The sequence below is a fragment of the Pseudoduganella sp. GW821-FHT11H04 genome (assembly GCF_058807935.1).
In genome coordinates, this window is sequence record NZ_JBXARE010000003.1 from 335022 (window position 1) to 353223 (window position 18202).

General features: G+C 62.1%; 22 protein-coding genes and 1 tRNA gene. 13 read left to right on the forward strand and 10 right to left on the reverse strand.

Annotated features, from left to right (window positions below):
* Positions 1–42: 42 nt before the first annotated feature.
* Together AC1RTP_RS08600 and AC1RTP_RS08605 are read right to left on the reverse strand one after the other, a co-directional pair.
* A complete protein-coding gene (locus AC1RTP_RS08600) occupies positions 43–339 on the reverse strand; it encodes a hypothetical protein (RefSeq protein ID WP_498606437.1) in 297 nt (98 codons plus the stop codon).
* A gap of 42 nt (positions 340–381) precedes the next feature.
* Positions 382–555 (reverse strand): hypothetical protein, encoded by a 174-nt coding sequence (locus AC1RTP_RS08605; RefSeq protein ID WP_498606440.1) that lies wholly within the window; start codon positions 553–555, stop codon positions 382–384.
* Positions 556–760: 205 nt separating this feature from the next.
* On the opposite strand from AC1RTP_RS08605, the gene AC1RTP_RS08610 reads away from it, so the two are divergent.
* The 3 genes from AC1RTP_RS08610 to AC1RTP_RS08620 are packed head-to-tail and all read left to right on the forward strand — an operon-like array spanning position 761 to position 2984.
* Entirely contained in the window at positions 761–1249 is a 489-nt protein-coding gene (locus AC1RTP_RS08610; RefSeq protein WP_498606442.1) for a Spy/CpxP family protein refolding chaperone, read from the forward strand.
* A 15-nt stretch (positions 1250–1264) separates the two neighbouring features.
* Entirely contained in the window at positions 1265–1993 is a 729-nt protein-coding gene (locus tag AC1RTP_RS08615) for a response regulator (protein ID WP_498606444.1), read from the forward strand.
* Complete coding sequence (locus AC1RTP_RS08620; RefSeq protein ID WP_498606447.1) at positions 1986–2984, forward strand: sensor histidine kinase; 999 nt, start codon at positions 1986–1988, stop codon at positions 2982–2984. The genes AC1RTP_RS08615 and AC1RTP_RS08620 overlap by 8 nt, the downstream gene beginning before the upstream one ends.
* Here the strand turns inward: AC1RTP_RS08620 and AC1RTP_RS08625 are convergent.
* Complete coding sequence (locus tag AC1RTP_RS08625) at positions 2950–3930, reverse strand: extracellular catalytic domain type 2 short-chain-length polyhydroxyalkanoate depolymerase (RefSeq protein ID WP_498606448.1); 981 nt, start codon at positions 3928–3930, stop codon at positions 2950–2952. The genes AC1RTP_RS08620 and AC1RTP_RS08625 overlap by 35 nt on opposite strands.
* A gap of 37 nt (positions 3931–3967) precedes the next feature.
* Here AC1RTP_RS08625 and AC1RTP_RS08630 point away from each other — a divergent pair, with 37 nt between their 5' ends.
* The gene (locus AC1RTP_RS08630; RefSeq protein ID WP_498606450.1) at positions 3968–4573 is read left to right on the forward strand and encodes a glutathione peroxidase; all 606 of its coding nucleotides are present in this window, start codon (positions 3968–3970) and stop codon (positions 4571–4573) included.
* On the opposite strand, the gene AC1RTP_RS08635 is transcribed toward AC1RTP_RS08630, so the two are convergent.
* Positions 4574–4969: a rhodanese-like domain-containing protein gene (locus AC1RTP_RS08635; RefSeq protein ID WP_498607145.1), complete on the reverse strand. Its 396-nt coding sequence runs from the start codon at positions 4967–4969 to the stop codon at positions 4574–4576. It abuts the gene before it with no gap.
* A 97-nt stretch (positions 4970–5066) separates the two neighbouring features.
* Between AC1RTP_RS08635 and ftrA the strand changes: the two genes are divergently transcribed.
* The 3 genes from ftrA (at position 5067) to AC1RTP_RS08650 (ending at position 8693) form a co-directional block, all read left to right on the forward strand.
* Entirely contained in the window at positions 5067–6041 is a 975-nt protein-coding gene (ftrA, locus tag AC1RTP_RS08640) for a transcriptional regulator FtrA (RefSeq protein WP_498606452.1), read from the forward strand.
* Between the two features lie 32 nt (positions 6042–6073).
* The gene (locus AC1RTP_RS08645; RefSeq protein WP_498606454.1) at positions 6074–6433 is read left to right on the forward strand and encodes a DUF1428 domain-containing protein; all 360 of its coding nucleotides are present in this window, start codon (positions 6074–6076) and stop codon (positions 6431–6433) included.
* A gap of 91 nt (positions 6434–6524) precedes the next feature.
* Positions 6525–8693: a diguanylate cyclase domain-containing protein gene (locus tag AC1RTP_RS08650; RefSeq protein ID WP_498606457.1), complete on the forward strand. Its 2169-nt coding sequence runs from the start codon at positions 6525–6527 to the stop codon at positions 8691–8693.
* Here AC1RTP_RS08650 and pabB read toward each other — a convergent pair.
* Genes pabB through AC1RTP_RS08665 form a run of 3 tightly spaced genes read right to left on the reverse strand, consistent with a single transcriptional unit; the run spans position 8681 to position 11778 of the window.
* Positions 8681–10519, reverse strand: coding sequence for an aminodeoxychorismate synthase component I (gene pabB / locus AC1RTP_RS08655; protein ID WP_498606459.1), 1839 nt, complete (start codon positions 10517–10519; stop codon positions 8681–8683). The genes AC1RTP_RS08650 and pabB overlap by 13 nt on opposite strands.
* Complete coding sequence (gene slmA, locus AC1RTP_RS08660) at positions 10516–11091, reverse strand: nucleoid occlusion factor SlmA (protein WP_498606461.1); 576 nt, start codon at positions 11089–11091, stop codon at positions 10516–10518. Before slmA ends, pabB begins: the two co-directional genes overlap by 4 nt.
* A gap of 15 nt (positions 11092–11106) precedes the next feature.
* Complete coding sequence (locus AC1RTP_RS08665) at positions 11107–11778, reverse strand: pyrimidine 5'-nucleotidase (protein ID WP_498606463.1); 672 nt, start codon at positions 11776–11778, stop codon at positions 11107–11109.
* Between the two features lie 18 nt (positions 11779–11796).
* On the opposite strand from AC1RTP_RS08665, the gene AC1RTP_RS08670 reads away from it, so the two are divergent.
* A complete protein-coding gene (locus AC1RTP_RS08670; RefSeq protein ID WP_498606466.1) occupies positions 11797–12735 on the forward strand; it encodes a TraB/GumN family protein in 939 nt (312 codons plus the stop codon).
* Positions 12736–12741: 6 nt separating this feature from the next.
* Here AC1RTP_RS08670 and AC1RTP_RS08675 read toward each other — a convergent pair.
* Positions 12742–12816: transfer RNA gene (locus AC1RTP_RS08675), tRNA-Thr, on the reverse strand.
* 39 nt (positions 12817–12855) lie between these two features.
* Positions 12856–13749, reverse strand: a complete 894-nt coding sequence (gene argB / locus AC1RTP_RS08680; RefSeq protein ID WP_498607147.1) for an acetylglutamate kinase — start codon at positions 13747–13749, stop codon at positions 12856–12858.
* Positions 13750–13898: 149 nt separating this feature from the next.
* Here argB and AC1RTP_RS08685 point away from each other — a divergent pair, with 149 nt between their 5' ends.
* Positions 13899–14105: a cysteine-rich CWC family protein gene (locus AC1RTP_RS08685; protein WP_498606468.1), complete on the forward strand. Its 207-nt coding sequence runs from the start codon at positions 13899–13901 to the stop codon at positions 14103–14105.
* The gene (locus tag AC1RTP_RS08690; RefSeq protein WP_498606470.1) at positions 14105–14374 is read left to right on the forward strand and encodes a SemiSWEET transporter; all 270 of its coding nucleotides are present in this window, start codon (positions 14105–14107) and stop codon (positions 14372–14374) included. The genes AC1RTP_RS08685 and AC1RTP_RS08690 overlap by 1 nt, the downstream gene beginning before the upstream one ends.
* Here AC1RTP_RS08690 and AC1RTP_RS08695 read toward each other — a convergent pair.
* Positions 14316–15284 carry an extracellular catalytic domain type 1 short-chain-length polyhydroxyalkanoate depolymerase gene (locus AC1RTP_RS08695; RefSeq protein ID WP_498606472.1) on the reverse strand — a complete coding sequence of 323 codons (969 nt, stop codon included), beginning with the start codon at positions 15282–15284 and terminating at the stop codon, positions 14316–14318. The two genes, AC1RTP_RS08690 and AC1RTP_RS08695, sit on opposite strands and share 59 nt — an antisense overlap.
* A gap of 116 nt (positions 15285–15400) precedes the next feature.
* On the opposite strand from AC1RTP_RS08695, the gene AC1RTP_RS08700 reads away from it, so the two are divergent.
* From AC1RTP_RS08700 to AC1RTP_RS08710, 3 genes are read left to right on the forward strand one after another with little or no spacing between them, the layout of a single operon-like run.
* Positions 15401–15616: a DUF1289 domain-containing protein gene (locus AC1RTP_RS08700; RefSeq protein WP_498606475.1), complete on the forward strand. Its 216-nt coding sequence runs from the start codon at positions 15401–15403 to the stop codon at positions 15614–15616.
* Between the two features lie 4 nt (positions 15617–15620).
* Entirely contained in the window at positions 15621–16529 is a 909-nt protein-coding gene (locus AC1RTP_RS08705; protein WP_498606478.1) for an MBL fold metallo-hydrolase, read from the forward strand.
* 15 nt (positions 16530–16544) lie between these two features.
* Positions 16545–18158 carry a hypothetical protein gene (locus AC1RTP_RS08710; protein ID WP_498606482.1) on the forward strand — a complete coding sequence of 538 codons (1614 nt, stop codon included), beginning with the start codon at positions 16545–16547 and terminating at the stop codon, positions 18156–18158.
* Positions 18159–18202: the final 44 nt, after the last annotated feature.

An 18202-nucleotide genomic window follows, 5' to 3' on the forward strand; every position in this document is an offset into this window, starting at 1 on the left:
TATGTCCTTTAGTTTTCGTGGTTGGTTACGATAAATCGGTGATTACTTAGCAGCTGGAGCCGGTGCAGGCGCCGCGGCCGTGGTCGGGGCCGGGCTCGCCTTCACTTCGGTTTTGGTTTCGGCCTTGGTTTCGGTGGCCTTTACTGCTTTCTTGTGCTCGGTCTTCTTCTCTACTTTCGCCTCTACCTTGGCTTCAGCCTTGGCGCTGCTGCTGGAGGCTGCAGCTGCGGCTGCAGGAGCTGCGGTTGCTGCTTGGGCGGCTACAGGAGCAGCTGGGGTGATTGCGAAAGCAGCGGTAGCGAACAGGCCGGTGATCAGGGTAGCGATAATGTTTTTCATGGTGTCCTCGAGTGAAAGTGTATAAATCGTTTAGCTAATTAGTTATTTCTTTTCAGCGGCAGGTTTCTGTACTTCTTGTTTTACTTCAGCTTTAACTTCAGCCTTTACTTCAGCCTTTACTTCCGGGACAGCTGGTGCAGCCGGGGCAGGAGTTTGTTGTGCGAATGCGGCGCTTGCGAACAGACCGACGATCATGGTTGCGATGACTTTTTTCATTTTTAAATCCTCACTGTTAGTTGATCTTGTGTAGCGCACTGTTTCCTGTGTCACTGAGCTGAAAACGGGATCACTCATCAATGTGTTGACGGTCATTACAAACCCTTACATTTGTCGCAGATTTACAAAACTTTACGCAGCGCGCATAGAAGCGACATGCCTCCTCCCTAAAGTGGCCAAACCCACTAACCCGAAAGGAGATGTCATGAAGAAGACCTGGATTGCAATCGCCACCGCCGTCGCTGCACTTGGCGGCAGCGCCTTCGCCGCAGGTTCCGGCCATGAGCGAGGCCACGGCGCTGGCCACAGTCCGTGGACGATGGACGCGGCGCAAGCGGATAAGCACATTGAAATGATGGTGGAGCACATCCTGCCGGCCGGCACGGCGGCGCAAAAATCGCGCGTGACCGAAATCGCCAAGGCCTGCTTCAACGATGTCAAGCCGATCCACCAACAACTGCAGGATGGGCATGAGGCTATGACCAAGCTACTTGCGCAGCCTTCGATCGACCGCGCCGAACTGGAAAACCTGCGTGCTGACCACGTGAAGAAGATGGACCAGATGTCGCGCCGTGTGCTGGCCGCCGCGATGGATGCCGCCGAAGTCCTCTCGCCGGACCAGCGCGCAAAGTTCAACGGCGCCCTGCATATGATGGCGACCAGCCACATGGGAAGCCATACGGGGAGCCATTAAGTTATAGTCTTGACCATGTCCCAACCCCTTGTCCTCATCATCGATGATGACCAGCGCCTGGCGGCGATGGTCGAAACCTACCTGGCCCAGAATGGCCTGCGCGTGGAGCATGCAGAAACCGCGCAGGTTGGGCTGGATAAGCTGGCGCAGGCAGCGCCGGGGCATTATTCCGTCCTTATCCTGGATTTGATGCTGCCGGACGTCGATGGATTGGAGGTATGTCGCCGCCTGCGCGCCATGTCGCTGCCCTTACGCAGCTTGCCGGTGCTGATGCTGACGGCCAAGGGGGATCCGCTCGACCGCGTCGTTGGCCTGGAACTTGGCGCGGACGACTACCTGCCTAAGCCTTTCGAACCGCGCGAGTTGCTGGCGCGGCTGCGGGCCTTGCTACGCCGTCCAACGCTCGCCGATACCTCTGAGGAAGCCGCCGAGCCGCCGCTGCGTTTCGGTCGGCTTGAAATCAATCCCGGCGCGCGTGTTGTGCGTGTGGATGGCGACGAACGGCCTCTGACCGCTTACCAGTTCGATTTGTTGTTGGCCTTTGCCCAGCGCGCGGGACGTGTGCTGTCGCGCGAGCAGCTGCTCGAAGCACTGAATGGCGGTGCGCTGGAGCCATTTGACCGATCGATTGACGTGCACGTGGGCCGCCTGCGCGCCATCATCGAGGACGATCCCAAGTCGCCGCGCCGCATCATCACCGTGCGCGGCGCAGGCTATGTCTTTGCTAAGGTTCAGGATGCCTGATTTCGCTCACCGCATGTACGTGCGCATCTACGCGACGCTGATTGCCTGCATCGTGCTGGCGGTCCTGCTGTTCGGCTATATCCATTTCTGGTTCGCGCCGCCGAAGCATATGCCGCGCAACGCCACGATGGCCGTGATTGTGCTGCTGGTGATGATTGCGATCGTGATTGCTGCGGGTGCTTATCCCGTCGTAAGGCGCATAACGCGCCGGCTTGAGCGCCTGCAGGCCAGCGTGCAGGCCTGGGGGCGGGGCGACTTGGCCGCACGCGTGCAGTTGGAGGGCCGGGATGAGGTGGCGCAGCTGGCTGGCAGCTTCAATGATTCAGCGGAGCGCATCGAGGCGCTGGTCTGCGCGCAGAAGTCCCTGCTGGCCAATGCTTCACACGAATTGCGCTCGCCGCTGGCCCGCATCCGGATGGCGGTAGAGCTGCTGCAGGATGCGGCCAGCCCCGCGATACGTCAGGAATTGGGGCGCAATATCTCAGAGCTGGACCAGTTGATCGACGAAGTGCTGCTGGCAAGCCGCCTGGATGCCGTGCCTTTGAACGGTGGCGCGAGGGAAGAGGTCGACTTTACGGGCATCGTCGCCGAGGAGTGCGCGCGCGTAGGCGCGGCCCTTGATGGCGTGGCGGGCGTGCTGACTGGCGACGCCACGCTGCTGCGGCGCATGGTGCGCAACCTGCTGGAGAATGCGCGGCGCCATGGTGGTGATGCAGGCGTCAGCGTGGTGCTGGCCAGCACGCTAAACGGCACCATGCTCGAAGTCTGCGACCGTGGCCCCGGCGTGCCGGTGGCGGAGCGTGAACGGATATTCGAGCCCTTCTACCGCCTCCCCGGCGCGTCGGAAAAAGCCGGCAGCGTTGGCCTGGGCCTGTCGCTGGTGCGCCAGATCGCCCGCCGCCACGGCGGCGAGGTCGAATGCCTGCCGAACGGCGAACATGGCGCCTGCTTCCGGGTTACGCTCCCGTCAGGCGGTCAGTCATCCGTTTGATGGCGCGCAGCTGGCGGCCGTTTTTCACGGAATATTCCTGGTCGTCGTAACCCCACCAGTCCCAGCACGCTTTTGGATTCGGCATCGGGCTAAGCGCCGCCGCTTGCGGGTAGAGCACCACGATCTTGTTGGTATCGGCCCAGGCGTTGTAGCCGGCGTGGCGCGCGTAGGTGTCCTTGAGATTGCCGATGTCCTGCATGCAGCCATGCAGTGCAATGTGCAGCTTGCAGCCCGCGCCGCCGGCTTCGCAGCCAGGCGGGATGTAGACATAGCCGGTGTTGGCCATGCCGTGCGAGGTGGGTGAGGGCAGGAACTCCGACTGGTCGAACTCCTGTAGCTTACCGGCAGGAGCTTCATTGTCGCCGCGCGCTTTCAGCGGGCCGTAAATCCATTGCAGCAGGTTGCCGGCGGCATCGAAACCGCAGTTGCTGATGAAGGGCGTGGCGAGTGCATCGCACTTGTTGCCGAAGCTGTCGGTCGGCATGGCGTGGCCGGCGGCCAGGTCGCTCTTGTATTCCACTTGGGCGGCGGGGATGAAGGCGGCATAGTATTTCGCCAGGTCGGCCATCGAAGTGGACGGCACCAGCTTGTCGAGGGTGCCGGAGAACATCCACACCCGGTGCGCGGCGAGTTTCGAGATTGGGTCAACCTGGCCGGCCTCGGCGCGCTTGCGGGTCAGCGCTGCCAGTTCAGCGACGTCGGCGCCTTTGCAGCTGCCAATGGCGGCCATCATGCTGCCTTGCGCGCAGTAATAGCTGCCGCCGGCGATGATGCCCGCGCCAACCAGGCTGCCCGAGTAGGCGACCTCGTATTGCACGGCCATGAAGGCGCCCGACGACAGGCCGGAAATCGATACTTGCTGCGTTTTCATCGCCGGTAGCGGCGCTGGCGCAGCAGCGGCTTGTGCGGCGGCGGCCAGCGCCAACGTGCAGCCTGCAATTGTCATACAATCGGAAAACCGAATGAAACGGAAGAGACTACCCATGCCATCTATCCTCACCAAATTTGCCGCGCTATCCGCGCTGAGCCTGAGCGCCGCCGCTGCCTTCGCACAGGCGCCTGCCGCGCAACCTGCAGTTGCCGCCGCCGCCAACGCGCCGGCTACCAACTGCCCCGCTATCCTGAAACAATCCTTCAACCGCCTGCAGGACGATGCACCGCAGGACCTGTGCCAGTACGCCGGCAAAGTGATCCTGGTCGTCAATACGGCCAGTTATTGCGGCTACACCCCGCAATACAAAGGACTGGAAGAAGTGTATGCGAAATATTCCGGAAAAGGATTGGTCGTGCTGGGCTTCCCGTCGAATGATTTCGGCAAGCAGGAGCCGGGCAGCAGCAAGGAGATCGCGGACCTCTGCTACAACACCTATGGCGTGAAATTCCCGATGTTCGCCAAATCGGTGGTGTCGGGCGACGCGCCGAACCCGTTCTACGCGAAGCTGATCAAGGCGACCGGCAAGACGCCGGCCTGGAACTTCCATAAGTACCTGATCGACCGCAAAGGCAATGTGGTCGAGAGCTTCCCGAGCAAGGTCAAGCCGGACGACAAGGCCCTGGTTGAAGCGCTCGAGAAGGCACTCGGCGGCTGATTAAGCCTGGGCGAGGCTAAAGCCTTCGTCCAGCCAGCCGGTAATCCCGCCGGTCATGATTTTCACCGGCCGGCCCAGTTTAGCCAGGCGGATCGCTGCGCGGGCCGCGCCGTTGCAGTGCGGTCCGGCGCAGTAGGTGACGAACAGGGTGTCCTGCGGGTACTCCTCAAGTTTGGAACCGATGATCTTGCGCTGCGCCAGGTCGACCGCGCCTGGCACGTGGCCGGCTGAGTATTTTTCCGTTCCGCGCACATCCAGCAGCACGAAATCCTGCCCGGCGGTGCCCATCACGCTGTGGACATCCCAGCAATCCGTCTCAAAACGCAGCGAATCGTCGAAGTGGGCGAGAGCTTCGGCACTTGGGGCGGCGGCGACTTCGGTCACGATGGATGGCATCTCAATTCTCCTGTAGCGGTTGAAAGTGGCTCCATTGTCGGCCGCCGCCGTCACGCCCGGCAGTGGCGCGAATGCCATAATGCATTAAGATTGCGCCATGAGCGCGAAAAAACACCTGGTCGTAGCGCTGGCCTACGACGGCCTGTGCACCTTTGAATTTGGCTGCACGGTCGAAATGTTTGCCCTGGAGCGCCCGGAACTGGGCGTGGAGTGGTATGACTTTTCCGTCTGCGCCGTTGAACCGGGCCCGATCCGTGCGTCGGGCGGTATCACGGTGCAGGCGCCTTACGATCCCTCCCTGCTGGAGCGGGCGGACACCATCATCATTCCCGGCTGGCGCGATGCGGACGAGGAGCCGCCGCCAGCCCTCCTGGCCCAGATCCGTGCCGCCCATGCGCGCGGCGCCCGGTTTTGCACCATCTGCTCCGGTGTGTTTGTGCTGGCCGCTGCCGGAGTCCTGGACGGCCTGCGCACCACCACGCACTGGCGCTACGTCGACCGCTTGCAGCAGCGTTATCCGCGCGTGCAGGTTCTGGCGGATGACTTGTACGTCGATGAAGGGCAAATTATTACCTCGGCCGGTTCTGCGGCGGGACTGGATATGCTGCTGCACCTGGTGCGGCGCGATTACGGCGCGCGGGTCGGCAATATGGTGGCGCAGCGGCTGGTGGTTGCGCCGCACCGCGAAGGTGGCCAGGCGCAGTTCCTGCCGCGTCCCATGGCGCATGATGAGCAGGGCAGGTTGTCGCGCTTGATGGACTGGTTGCGCAGCCATCCGGCGGAAGCGCACACGGTGGCCAGCATGGCTCAGCGTGCGGCCATGAGCCCGCGCACTCTGCAGCGGCAATTCCAGGACGCTACCGGCATGGGGCCGGTTGAGTGGCTGGTGCGTGAGCGAGTGGCGATCGCGAAGGATTTGCTGGAGTCGCCCGATATCGCGTTGGCCCAGGTGGCCGAGCGGGCTGGTTTTGGCTCGGAAGAGTCGCTGCGCCATCATTTCAGGCGCATAGCGGCCACCACGCCGGGCGCTTATCGTCGCGCTTTCCTTGTCACGGGCAATCGTGCGGCATAAGCTGGTAGCTCCTTTTCCAACTGGAGGTTGCCATGGCTTATGTCGATGGATTCGTCGTGCCGGTTCCCAAAAAGAACATGGATGCGTACTTGGAAATGTCGCGCAATTGCGCCAAAGTGTGGCGCGAATTTGGCGCAATTGAATATCGCGAGACGGTCGCTGATGATGTGAAAGTCGGCGTCCATACTTCCTTCCCGCAAGCAGTAAAGCTGGAAGATGGCGAAGTGGTCGTCTTCTCGTGGATTATCTATCCCTCGAAGGAAGTACGCGATTCATGCAATGAGAAAGTCATGGCCGACCCGCGCATGAAGGAGATGATGGATCCTGCCGGGATGCCATTCGATGGCAAGCGCCTGATCTACGGCGGCTTTGAGATGGTGATAGATTTGTAGTCACTTAATCATTGTTGCGGAAACGACTCAAGGCGGGTTTTGAGGGCAGGGCTTGGCGTATGATCGAGCGAAACCTATCCTCCTGCCCGTCATGAAACGATTGCCGGCATTACCCGAAAACCCTTTCTTTGTGCGCTCCGCAGCGTTGATGGTCATGCTGGCAGCGCTGGTGGCGTCATTCGTTGCCTACTCGTTGCAGGAACTGCGCGTCGATGAAATCAATGTGCAGCGCGAGCAATCTTTGCGATTGATGAACGAACTGCGCTTTTCCTCGCAAGACCTGACCAGCCTGGCGCGTTCACAGGCTGCCACCGGCAAGGCGCACTATCGCCGTTACTATGATGAAGTGCTGGCCATCCGCGAAGGCAAGCAGGCGCGCCCCGAGCGCTATGATGGCGTCTATTGGGACCTGGTGACCGCGGATGGCAACCGGCCGCGCTCCTTCAGCAACGACCGTACGCCCCTGGTCGAGCGCATGCGCCAGGCCGGCTTCAATGACGCCGAATTGAACCTGCTGCAGGTCGCCAAACGCAAATCCGACGAGCTGAGCGCGGTGGAATACGAAGCTATGGACCTTGCAGCAAGCGGCCAGAAAGAGAAAGCGTGGGCAGCCCTGTTCGGCGAGCGTTACGACGGCGCAAAGCAGGAAATCATGCAGTCGATCGATTCGGCGTTCATTGCGGTCGACGGGCGCACGCGCGAGGCCGTCGGCGGGGCCCAGGCCAGCGCGCGGACCTGGCGTCTGATTGTGGCAGTTCTCGGCGTGCTGTGCATGTCCATGCTGGTAGAGCTCTACTTTGCAGCGCGCCGCACGCTGGGCGGGACGGTTGGCGAGATCTATGAAGTCATGCTGGACCTGGCGGAAGGCCGCTTTGGCCGCGTGCTGGCGGCGCGCAAACAGGAAAGCGTGCTGGGTTGGCTGGGACAAATGCAGCACGACCTGCAGGAAGCCGACGCGCAGAAGCGCGAGGCAGCGCGCCAGGTGCAAGAGTCGTTCGACCGCCTGGACAAAATAGCCCGCATGGTGCCGGGCATGGTGCACGTTTTCCGGCGCCAGGCCGATGGCAGGCTCAGTTTTCCATATGCCAGCAATGCGATGCACGGCCTGTATGGCACGGACCCGGAATGTGTACGCGACGATGCCGCGCCCGTATTGGAGAAGCTGCATCCGGACGACCGAGCCGCCGCAAGGGAATCGATGATGGAATCGGTGCGTACGCTGGCGCCATGGCAATTTGAATTTCGCGTCCAGCAGGAGGAGAGCGCAGACCGCTGGCTGCAAAACAGCGCAGTGCCGGAGCGCCAGCCCGACGGCAGCGTGCTGTGGTACGGCTACACCGCCGACGTGACGGACCGCCGGCGCGCGGCCGAGGAATCGCGGGTGGCGGCGATTGCCTTCGACACCAAGGAAGGATTGCTGGTCAGCGACGCAGCGGGCCGCATCCTGCGGGTCAATCGGGCACTGGCCACGCTCAGCGGCTATACCCTGGCCGAACTAGCGGGCGATACGCCGCAACGCCTGTACTCAGTGCCGGGAGAACCGGCGCTGATGGCGGCAATTGCGGTGGCTATCGGGCAGCACGATACCTGGGAAGGCGAAATCGAATTGCGCCGCAAGGACGGCAGCGCATGCCCGGTGCTCACGTCCATCACTGCGGTGCGTGGGCTGGCCGGCGAAGTAACGCATTACGTGCACATGTTTGTCGATAACTCGGAGCGCAAGGCGCGCGAGGAGCTGGTGCGGCGCCTGGCTTATTTCGATGCGCTGACCGGCCTGCCGAACCGGCGCTTGCTGATGGACCGCCTGCAGCAGGCGCTGTACGCCAGCAATCGCAGCAAGCGGCATGGGGCGCTGTGTTTCATCGACCTTGATAAATTCAAGGCGCTCAACGACAACCACGGCCATGAATACGGCGACCGCTTGCTTCAGCAGGTGGCGCAGCGATTGCAGGATAGTGTGCGCGCCGGCGACACGGTGGCGCGGTTGGGCGGCGACGAGTTCGTGCTGGTGCTGGAAGCGCTGGATGCGCAAGCGGGAACTGCGTACCAGCAAGCGGAAGCCGTTGGCGCCAAGGTACTGGCTGCACTGTCCGCCACTTTCCAGCTGGATGATTTGGAGTGGAATTGTTCCGGCAGCCTGGGACTGACCTTGTTCGGCGCCCATCCGGTGGAGCCGGACGTGCTGATAAAACAGGCAGATACCGCAATGTACGAGGCCAAGAAGGCTGGCCGGAATGCGTTGCGCTGCTACGCCGCTTGAGCGCCAGCCACCAGCACGGCACGCAGCGCGCCGCGCAGGGAATTGCACACGACGATTTCCTCCGAGGCGAGCAACATTTCGCGAGTAATCACGCTTTCCTGGGCGCCCCAGGCTTCCATCATCACTGCGCGCATCACACCCGGCAAAATACCTGTAGATAAAGGCGGCGTTATCCACAGCCCATCCTTGCGGATGAAGACATTGCTGCGGCCTCCTTCCGTCAGTTCTTCCCGTTCATTGAAGAACAGCTTGTCGAAGGCTCCTTGTGCGTCGGCGGCTTTCCACGCCGCGTCATAACGTTCGCGGACGGTGGATTTGTGGCGCAGGAAAAGGTCGCTGCTGTCGGTGGCTTCGTCGGCCAGCTGCACGCGCACGGGTTCTTGCAAAGGCGTCAGCACGCCGGCCTGCACGGCGAAGGCGCCGGCGTTGTTCATTGCCAGGCGCAGGCGGTGTGGCTGGCTGGCGGGCAGGGCCTGGCAAGCCAGTGCGAGGCAGGCGCGGGCGGCCGCTTCATCCCAGGCGAAACCGAAATAGCGGGCGGACTTCCCAAGACGCTGCAGGTGGCGGTCCAGGTGGCGCGGTCCGGTTTCGCTGGTGGCGTACATGGTTTCGAATAGTTCGAAATCGTTCGTCAGGCCGGTCAGGAAACGGGCTTTCAGCTGGCATTCGGCAAATTCGTCGTGCGGTTCGCTGTCGTAGACAATGCCGGCGCCGACACCCATCACGCCTTTGCGGATGCCGTTTTGCGGCGCTTGCAGCGCAAGTGTGCGGATCGGGACGTTCAGGCAAAAGTCGCCGTCAGGTGCGAACCAGCCGATGGCGCCGGTGTAGATGCCGCGCGGTTCGATCTCCAGTTCTGCGATGATTTCCATCGTGCGCTTTTTCGGCGCGCCGGTGATGGACCCGCAGGGGTAAAGGGCGGTGAAGATGTCCTGCAAGGTCGCGCCTTCGCGCAGTTTGGCCTGCACGGTGGAGGTCATTTGCAGCACGCTGCTGAAGCGGGTGACTTCGAACAGCTTCGGCACTTCGACGCTGCCGGTGGCGGCCACGCGGCCGATGTCGTTGCGCAACAGGTCGACGATCATCAGGTTTTCGGCGCGGTTCTTCGGGTCGGCTGCCAGGGCTGCGGCGCGGCGGGTATTTTCAGCGTCATCGTCCGCTGCGGGCGCGGTGCCCTTCATCGGGCGCGCGGTCAGCATGTCGCCGTCCTTGCGCACGAACAGCTCGGGCGACAACGACAGCACGGCGCGGCCGTCGTCGAAACCGATCAAGGCGCCGTAGGGCACGGGCTGGCGGGCGCGCAGGCGCTGGTAGAGCGCGAATGGCGAGCCGAATGCGTCAAAGTGCAGGCGGTAGGTGTAGTTGACCTGGTAGGTGTCGCCGGCGGCGATGTAGTCGCGGATGCGCTGGATGGCGTCGACGAACTGCGCTTCGGTGACGTTGGCGCGGATGCCGGCCACGCCAGCGGGACCAGCGTTCTCGGCGCCCGCTGTGGCTTGCGCTGCCAGCCAGTCTGCAACTTCGGTTTGCGACAGTTCGTCGCAGCGCTCGAACAGCAGCACCTGCGCCAGTGGCGGCGCCTCTGGCGAAACGGCGCGCGGCGCCACGCCCACGATGTGGTGGCCCAATTCATAGCTGAGGACCGGCACTGCATGCAGCCCGCGTGCGAGGGCCTGCTCCATCCCGGCCAGCACCGACGGCCAGCCAGCGAAATCGCTGCAGGCGAGGGTGGAGTGATGGCCGGTGTAGAGGCGGGAGGTACGGCCAGCGCCGGTGGCTGGATCGACGCTTGCGTCGTCCAGCAAAGCAAAGGACAAGCAGTTCAATTCAGCAGCAATGCAATCTGTACGGCGGCGTCCTGCGAAGGATTCGACTTGAAGCCGCTCTTGGCGTATCGGTGCCAGCGACCCAACACAAAGCTGACCAGCAGCCCGGCACGGGCAGCGACGTCAGCTTCGTGGGCCTGGCCTTCGGCCGCTGCTGCACGCAGCGCCTGTTTCAGTGCCAGCTCCACGCGGTCATAGAACTGGTTCATGCGCTGTTGCAGGCGCTCATCTTCGTTGACCAGCGCATCGCCGATCAGCACACGGGTCATGCCCGGATTGCTGCTGGCGAAATGCAGCAGCATGCCCAGGATGTCTCGTGCCTGGGCCATGCCGTCCGCCTGTTTCTCGGCGATCTGGTTGATCAGGCCGAACACGGTGGACTCGATGAATTCAATCAGGCCCTCGAACATCTGGGCCTTGCTGGCGAAATGGCGGTACAGCGCCGCCTCGGACACATCCAGCTTGCGCGCCAGCGCAGCCGTGGTGATCTTTTCTCCTTTGGGTTGCTCCAGCATTTCAGCCAGTGCCTGGAGGATTTGCAGCTTGCGCTGTCCGGGCGGTGTACTTGCCATGAGTTTTGGACCTGTTTATTTTAGATTCTTGACCGATTTTACTTTGACATCAAGCCACGCCGGCTTTTTCCCCGGATTTGGCAGGTATTGCGTAACCCACACGGTGCGCATACCCAGCGCATGCGCCGAACGCAGGTTATCCAACGTATCTTCGACAAGGATACACCGGCGCGGGTCCAACCTCTCCCTGCGCATCAGCCGACGCAACATCACACGCGATGGCTTGGGCCGCAACTTGCGGTGCACCCACATTGATTCGATGGTGATCTGGTCGCTGAAATGGCGCCCGATTCCCATATGCCCAACCACACGGCGAGCGTAATCGCGTGGCGCATTCGTCAGCAGGATCTTGCGGCCCGGCAGGCGGCGCAGCAGCTGTCCCAGGCCGCGCTCATGGCGGATCATGGCCTCGAGCTCCGGAATGTCATGCGTCTCACGCAGGAAGTGCGCCGCATCCACGCCATGGTGGCGCACCAGGCCAAGCAAGGTGGCGCCGTAGCGCTTCCAGTAGCGAAGGCGCGTGGCGCTGATTTCTTCCGGCGTGGCCGGCGTCACGCCATCACCCAGCACGCGCGCCATATAGGCATTCATCTTCACCACCATGGCAGGGAAGATTGCGTGCGAGGCATTGTGTAGCGTGTTATCCAGGTCGAACAGCCAGACCGGTGCCAAAGGTTTAATATTCACGTTCTACTTGGAGAGACTATGCGACGCACGATTATAGTGATGTTTTGCCTGCTGCTTGGATTGAGCTTTGGCGCCGGCGCGGTGCAGCCCGCAGCGGCACCGGCGAATGCGGCAGCACAAGCTGCAGCGCCGGCGCGCGGCGCGCTGTATAAACTGGAATACGCTGGACATACGTCATGGCTGTTCGGCACCATCCACGTCGGCACCCCGGACTTTTACCCGCTCGAACCGCGCGTCACGCAGGCGCTGGAGCAGGCCACCGCGATTGCGCTGGAAATCGATCCGACCGCCGACCCGGCCCGCTCAATGGGCGTCATGCGCGAATACGGCCTGTATGCGGCAGGAACCGGAAGCGCCATGACCGACATCCGCCCCGAGTACCGCCCGCGCCTGGAGCGCATGCTGAAGAAACACGGCATTTCGCCTGAGATGGTGGCGCCCATGAAGCCCTGGCTGGTCGTGATGATGATTACCATCGGCGAATACCGTAACCTGGGCTTCCGTCCGGAACTCGGGGTCGACCTGCAATTGGCGCGCACTGCCCACGGCCGCAAGCTGCGCGTGGTGGAACTGGAATCGTTCGCCATCCAGGCCGCGCTGTTCGGCCGCATGGCGCCGCAGGACCAGGCACGCTTCCTCGAAGACAGCCTGGATACCTTCGAAGACCCGAAACAGGGCTTGCAGCCGCGCGATCTGATCGATGCATGGGCATCGGCCGATGCCGCCAAATTCGACGCCCTGGCGCGCGAAGTGGACGAGGACAAGACCTTCTCCGGCAAATTCATGAAGCGGGTGCTGCTCAATGAACGCAATCCGGTTCTGGCCGACGGAATCGTGGAAATGATGAAAAAAGAACAGCACAGCTTTGCCGCTATCGGCACTCTGCATCTGGTTGGAACGGGGAATGTTGCGGAACTGCTGCGCCAGCGTGGCGTGAAAGTAGAGCGGATCTACTAAGGAGAATGGTGCCCTTGACGTGGATTGAACACGTGGCCTCTCCCTTACCAAGGGAGTGCTCTACCACTGAGCTACAAGGGCATTCACGATTTTGGCGGCTGTTGAAAACCGCCAAAATTTTTAGTGAGACCGGATCATAGTGCCAAAAGCCTGTTCGGTCAAGACTTCCAGCAACAGGCTGTGTTCAATTCGCCCGTCGATGATGTGCACGGTGTTCACGCCCGACTTGGCCGCGTCCAGTGCGGAGGAGATTTTCGGCAGCATACCGCCCGAGATGGTGCCATCCGCGAACATTTCGTCGATTTCGCGCGCCGACAGGTCGGTGACCAGGTTGCCGTTCTTATCCTGCACGCCGGCGATATTGGTCATCATGATCAGCTTTTCAGCTTTCAGGATCTCGGCGATCTTGCCCGCTACGACGTCGGCATTGATGTTGTAAGCCTGGCCATCTTTACCGAAGCCGATCGGGGAAATAATTGGGATAAATGCATCATCCTGCAGGGCTTTCACCACGGCCGGGTTGATTGCCTCGATCTCGCCGACGAAGCCGATGTCCAGGAACTGGCCTGGCTTTTCCTTGTCCGGCATCGCCATTTTCTTGGCGCGGATCAGGCCACCGTCTTTACCGGTCAGGCCCACTGCCTGGCCGCCGTAGTGGTTGATCAGCATGACGATGTCCTGCTGAACTTCGCCGCCCAGCACCCACTCAACCACTTCCATGGTTTCCTCGTCGGTGATACGCATGCCCTGAACGAAAGTGCCTTGCTTGCCGATTTTCTTCAGCGCGTTGTCGATCTGCGGACCGCCGCCGTGCACCACGACCGGGTTCATGCCCACCAGTTTCAGCAGGATCAGGTCGCGCGCGAAGCCGTGCTTCAGGCGTTCTTCGGTCATTGCATTGCCACCGTATTTGATGACGATGGTTTTGCCGTGGTAATTACGGATGTACGGCAGTGCCTCGGCCAGGATCTGCGCCTTGATCTGGGGCGTAACGCCGCTCAGGTCAGTGGACATATCCGGGTCGTGGACGGGCAGGTTGGTCATGGCAGTTCCAGAAAATTAGATTTAAGGTCAATGCTGCGCATTATAGGGCTAATCGAGTTGTCTTTCCCGGTTTGATCCGCTAGGCTGGCCCTGTTCCCAAGCATGATTGCAATGATGATATGAGTACCTGTGAGCGTTGCGGCGCCGAGTTCCACTGCGCGATGGCCGATGCGCCGCCCGGCCAAAAGCCGACCGGGGCGCCGGGCGAAACACCTTGCTGGTGTACTTTCGAGCCGCCGTCGGTCCCGGTTCCCGGGGCAGGCACGGTCGGTTGCTGGTGCCCGGATTGCCTGCGTGCCCATCTCGCCAACCTGAAAGCCCCTTGATGTCCGCCCCAGCCAATGCCGACCTGCTCGGCTTTATCGCCGCCTTTTGCACCACCTTTGCCTTTGTACCCCAGGTCCTGTTGGTCTGGCGCCAGCGCCATGCCGACGGTATCTCCACCGGCATGTACCTGATTTTCAGCCTAGGCGTCCTTCTTTGGCTGGTGTATGGCCTGCTGACCGATGCCTGGCCGGTGATCATCGCCAATGGCATCACCCTGGTGCTGGCCCTGTGCGTGCTGGCGATGAAACTGCATTTTTCGCGGCGCTGAAAAAACGCATCATCTCGCGGCTGGCATCCGGCCCTCGCGGATCGGTATAACTGCCGGCGGTGCTGCCGCCGGACCAGGCGTGGCCCGCACCGTGGATCACCCAATGCTCGCCCAGCGGCGACCCATCTTCCAGCCAATGCGCCTTCAGCGTGAAGGCGTGGCCATCCGGCACCTGGCCTGCCAGCGTGGCGGGATTGGCCTTCTCGCCTAGCGGGTGGCTGCGCAAGCCTTGTTCCAGAACGGCCTCGCCATTGGCGGGGTGCACGGTGCGGTCCCGGTCTCCGTGAAAGACGATCACGGGCTGGCCGGCTGTTAGCGACGCTTGCGCCCGTGCCGCGCCGGCACGCATGGCCAGCAGCGCCGATGGCAGGTCGCGCGCTGCTGCGAAGGGCAGGCCTGAATGCACGCCGACCGCTGCGAACAGGTCCGGATAGAGGGTACCGACGATGACCGCCATGGCGCCGCCAGCCGACAATCCGGCGATATAGACCTGGCTTTGGTGAACCGGGTAGCGCGCCATGACGTCACGCGCCATGGCGGCGATGATGGCCGGTTCGCCCTGGCCGCGGTCCTGGTCCAGGGCGCTGAACCAGTTCCAGCAGCGCGTGTGGTTGGCGTCCTGGGTTTGCGCCGGGTACAGCACCAGGCAGCCGCGTTCCTCGGCCACCGCATTCATTTGCGTGCCGGCGGCGAAATCGTCGGGGTCTTGCAGGCAGCCATGCAGCATCACCAGCAGCGGCATGGGCTGGCCCTCGTAACAAGATGGCACGTACAGCTTGTAGTGGCGGCTGCCGGCACGGCAAGCGAACTCGCCGCTGATAAATTGCGGCTGGCCAGGGGCTGCGCGGCCCAGGCGGCTGCGCGCCAGTTGGCCTAGCGCGCGGGAAAACCAATGGCGATCGAGCTTCATTTGCACCTCGCAGGCTGGTTGGTCGGGTTGTCTCCTCGCCACTCCTTTTTGTTCTGGTGCCCCATCAGTATATGGCCATTCCGGGAACTTTTGCCGCACTGCGGTAAAATGTCGCCATGAGTACTGAACTGCCGCCAGGCGCGCCGGAACTGGCGACGCCCGTGCCTTCCCCCTGCATCAGCCTGTGCAAAATGAACCCTGATACGGGTTTTTGTGAAGGTTGCCTGCGCACCATCGACGAAATCGTCGCCTGGTCGCGTGCCGACGACGCTTACAAGCGCGCCGTATGGGCCGAGCTGCGCCGCCGCGAGCAACTGATCGACTTTGACTGACGCAATGAAGCTACACCCATCCATCCACGTTTTCGAACGCGGCTGGCTCTCATCGAACAATGTCTTGCTGTTGGGCCGCCACGACGCTGCCATGATCGACAGCGGCTATGTCACGCATAAACAGCAGACGCTGGAGATGGTGCGTCACGCGCTGCAAGGCCGCCGCCTGGAGCGGCTGTACAACACCCACCTGCATTCCGACCATTGCGGCGGCAATGCCGCGCTGCAGTCGCACTTCGGCTGCGACACCTTCATACCGGAGGCGGAAGCGGACAAGGTGCGGCGCTGGGACGAGAATGCGCTGAGCTTCAAGGCCACCGGCCAGCAATGCGACCGTTTTTCGATCGACGGCGTGGTGAAGTCGGGCGACACGCTGACCCTGGGCGATCTGGAATGGCAAGTGCTGGGCGCACCTGGCCACCACGCGCACTCAATGATTTACTACTGCCCGTCCGAGAAGGTGCTGGTTTCGGCCGACGCCCTGTGGCAGAACGGCTTCGGCGTCATCTTCCCTGAGCTGGAAGACGACGGCGGCTTTGAAGAAGCCGGCGCCACGCTGGACCTGATCGCGAGCCTGGACGTGAAAACTGTCATCCCCGGCCACGGCGTTGTGTTTGAAGACGTGGCGCCTGCCCTGACGCGCGCCCGACGCCGCCTGGACTTCCTCGCGGCAGACCCGAAGCGCAATGCGGAATACGCGGTCAAAGTGCTGCTCAAATTCCTGCTGCTGGAGCGCCAGAGCATGCCGGTGGCCGAAGCCGGGCCGCTGTTCGCCTCCATTCCGCTGATGGAAACGATCGGCCGCAAACACTTCGGCATGAACGCGAACGAGTTGGCCGCCTGGGCCATCAAACAACTGGTGCGCGCCTGCAGCGCACGCATCGAGAACGAAGTCCTCCTCAACGACGGCTAAGCTATACTGGGCCGCATGAGCGCCCAATCCCCGCATGTCCAGCATGTTAGGCAGGTTCTTTTATGGCCATTGCGGTTGATGCCGCCGGATGGCGCTGAGCGCGCACACGCGCGGCCTTGGGAGCTTTTGGGTGATGACACGCCGTGGCGCGAGGTCACCTCGGCGCAGGATGCCAGTCCCGCGTTCCAGGAGCGTTATTACACCGAATTCGTCAGCTTCCTGCCTTATGTGCAGCGCTTTCTCTTTGGCGCGGGCCAGCGCCGCATCTTCCGCCGCAAGGATATCGCCCAGGTCCGCGTGACCGCGCAGCCCGGCGCCGCACCGCGCGTGCTGGATGTGCATAATCTCTGCCTGCATTTCTTCTTCGACGTCGACATCGTGCTGCTGGTGCTGGAGGTTGGCGCCAGCGATTTGCCCTTGGATGAAGCGCAGGACCTGCTGTACCGCTTTGGCCGCGCCTATCCCGCTGGTTGGGACGAACATGGCAACGCGCTGCATTGCATGCAAGGCGTGGAATGGCTGGACGCCGAAGGCCGCTTGCTGGAGCAATCGGATGCACAGGAGCGGCAAGCTTTTATCGACCAGGTGGTGCGGCACCAAGCGCCGCGCATCGCGTCGCACTGGCGCTACTTGCTGGCGCCAATGGAGCCGGATACGCCGGGCGCCACGGCCGCGCTGCGTTACCGTCAGGTCGAGTACTACCGCATGCCGATGATGGCTTACCTTGCGCTTGACCGGCCAAGCGAGCTGTCTTCCGCTGATTTTGCAGCGCTTGGGACTATGGCCGGCACCTCGGCCGCGCCGGCCGCTGTGGCTTCCGCAGGCTCCGTGGCCGCTGCTGATACGCAGCGTGTTCAATCCGATGGCGTTGACCGCCGCTTCTTTTACGACCGCTTTTGGTGCAATGGCGGCGCGGCGCCCTACACGCGCTACATTTGCAGCGGCTATGCGCTGGTCGTGGTGGGCGACGCATCGTCGCAATTCTTCTGCTGCAAGGAGCGCGGTGTACTGTCGCAGTTCCGGCACCAGCACTTCCTGCTGTTCATGATTGCGCACTTGCAGAAGGCATCTTTGCTGATGTTCTCCGACCGCCTGGCGGAGGCGCTGACTGAGTTATCGGTGACGGACGCCGACAGCGTGCGCTCATTCAAGCGCCGCATCCGTTACGCCTTCGAGAGCTTCCTGCGTTTCACGCACCGCTATTGGTTCACGGAGATCTCGGACCAGCAGCAAATCCGCGCGCTGTTCCGCATGTGCGGCCAGCACCTCGAGATTGAGCGTGCCTATGCCGAGGTGAAAACCCGCGTCGCCGACATGAACGGATACCTGGATGCGGACAGCCTGCGGCGCCAGGCCAATACCGTTGTGCGCCTGACCGTGGTGACCATCTTCGGCATGATCGGCACCATCACGACCGGTTTCCTCGGCATGAACCTGCTGGCCGAAGCCGATGCGCCAATGTCTCGCAGGGCTTGGATTTTTGGCGCGACGTTCGTCATCACGACCGCATTGACTGTGTACACGATGGCTAAGTCCAAGCGCCTGTCCGATTTTCTTGACGCGCTATCGGATGAGAGGCTGTCTGCCTGGACCAAGTTCAAGGCCTTGGCATCGGTCTGGCGTTCCTAAATTGACAATATTTCGTGGGCGCTGCAAGATCAGGCTTTCTCTCG